General features: G+C 55.8%; 2 protein-coding genes. Both read right to left on the bottom strand.

Annotation, left to right across the window (positions count from 1 at the left end; translation table 11 throughout):
- Entirely contained in the window at positions 1 to 1221 is a 1221-nt protein-coding gene (locus tag B0G73_RS39885) for an LLM class flavin-dependent oxidoreductase (RefSeq protein WP_106286492.1), read from the bottom strand.
- A partial coding sequence (locus B0G73_RS39880) for an alpha/beta fold hydrolase (RefSeq protein WP_258194190.1) occupies positions 1218 to 1947 on the bottom strand: 730 nt, incomplete at its 5' end. The genes B0G73_RS39885 and B0G73_RS39880, both read right to left, overlap by 4 nt.

The following is a 1947-nucleotide window of genomic DNA, read 5'->3' as shown; positions in this document are numbered from 1 at the left end:
TTACCTGACGAACCCCTCAGTTTGAGGAAGCAGATCGCTGGCATTTGCGTGGACGCCCGACAGAGTCTGGCTGCCAGGTAGTGCGTTTATCAGCGCAGGCATCACTTCCCGGGCAAACATCTCGGTGTTTTTGCGTGTCAGGTCAGCAGGCATCGTGCCGTATTGCAGACCGGCGCCAACGATATTGAAGCCTCCCTTGCTTTGGAAGTCCGCCAATTTGTCGATCACCGTCTGAGGTGAACCGCAGATGAAGGTGCCGAGCGAGATCATTTCCTCCATGGTCCTCTCGCGCGAGACATTCGTTTTTTCGCGCATCAGATTCTTGAAGGCCGTCATTGATGTATAGCCAGGCGGCAGCAGCATTTCCATCGACATCCTCTGGAAACGGTTTGCGAATGCCTCGATGTGCGGCTTGGCTTCGCGCTGCGCAATCGCATCGGTCTCTCCGACATAGATCTTGACGTTCCATGCCAGATGGTTCGGTGTAGCCTGCCAGCCCTGGCGTTCGGCTTCGTCGCGGTACGCCTGCATGTACTTGAACAATACGGCCGCAGGCGCGGCAGTCTGCAAATATGTGTATCGATGATTGGCCGCCGCGGCGAATTCAATGGTCTCTTTGGAGCCTTGAGACGGAATGAAAACCGGGGGATGCGGCTTGGCATACGGCCGGGGCCAAAGATTTACATAGGGAAATTTATAGTATTTCCCATTAAACGAAAATGGGCCGGGCCGCGTCCATGCCTGCATAATCAGGTCATGGGCTTCATGGAAGCGCGCATGACTCTCAGTCGGATTCATGGCCAAAGCGTGATACTCGGCGCCGATGCCGCGCACGAAGCCGGCAATCAGTCGGCCTCGCGTAAGGTTGTCGAGAATTGCGTACTCTTCGGCCACCTGCAACGGATTGCTCAGCACTGGCAAAGCTCGTCCAAGAATCGCGATCTTCGTGTTGCCCTTGAGCTTACGCGCAAGCGTACCGGCCAGCACATTCGGTGACGGCATCATCCCATACGCAGTCTGATGATGTTCGTTCAACCCGAGAAATTCAAACCCCAGATCGGCAGCGTATTCGTACTCGTCCAGATAGCGGTGATACAGGGCCGCGCCCTTTTCAGGGTCGTAGTACGAGTTCGGCAGGGTCAACCATGAGGACTTGTGTTTCTCGACGTAGTCAAGATCCAGGTCGGCATAGGGCATCAGATGGAAAAAGCCAAATCTCATGATTGAACTCCCCGCGTAAATTGCTCAAATACGATGCTGAATCGTTCGGCTTCTTCAACTTGAGGCAGGTGCCCGGAGTTCTCGAAGATCGTGAGTTCGGAATTGGGAAACAACTTTGCGAGCCGCTCGCCATACGTCACTGGGAAAAGTGCGTCATGACGCCCCCAGCCGATCAGCGTCGGGATGTCGACGGTCGGCAGCCACTTTTCGAGATGCGGATCGTGAAAGCGAGGAGTCCAACCCAGCCGGGCGGAGATGTGCCGATTGCGCAAAAATCTATCCATTTGCTCGTCGGTCTGCGGTGTCGCAAGAATAACGTCGGCGCGAGACTGATCGACGAACAGCGTGCGGACCAATTCCTCGTTGGTCATCAGGAACTGATCGGGAAGATCGGTGCCATCGAGGTAAATGCCCGTAGTGCCAACCAAAGTCAACGAGCGCAAACGTTCAGTAGAGCGCACCGCCATTTCCATGGCGATCCAGCCGCCAAGCGACGATCCGATGACATGGACATCTCGAAGGTCGAGCGCCTTGATCAACTGAAGATAGAAGTAGGCCATGTCATGGATGTTGTCGATCCAGTCTGGCGAACTGCTGTGACCCATGCCCGGATGATCCGGGGCGACGACGTCGAAGTTTGCTGCGAGCCGTTGAAGGATCGTGGTCCACTCGCTACCGCCTCGATCGCCGTGGAGGTACAACACGGTCGGGCCTTTACCGCTTCGC

The sequence above is a fragment of the Paraburkholderia sp. BL25I1N1 genome (assembly GCF_003002025.1).
In the GTDB taxonomy this organism is placed as follows: domain Bacteria; phylum Pseudomonadota; class Gammaproteobacteria; order Burkholderiales; family Burkholderiaceae; genus Paraburkholderia.
The sequence above is the reverse complement of the archived record's forward strand: the minus strand, read 5'-3'. Positions and strand labels throughout refer to the sequence as shown.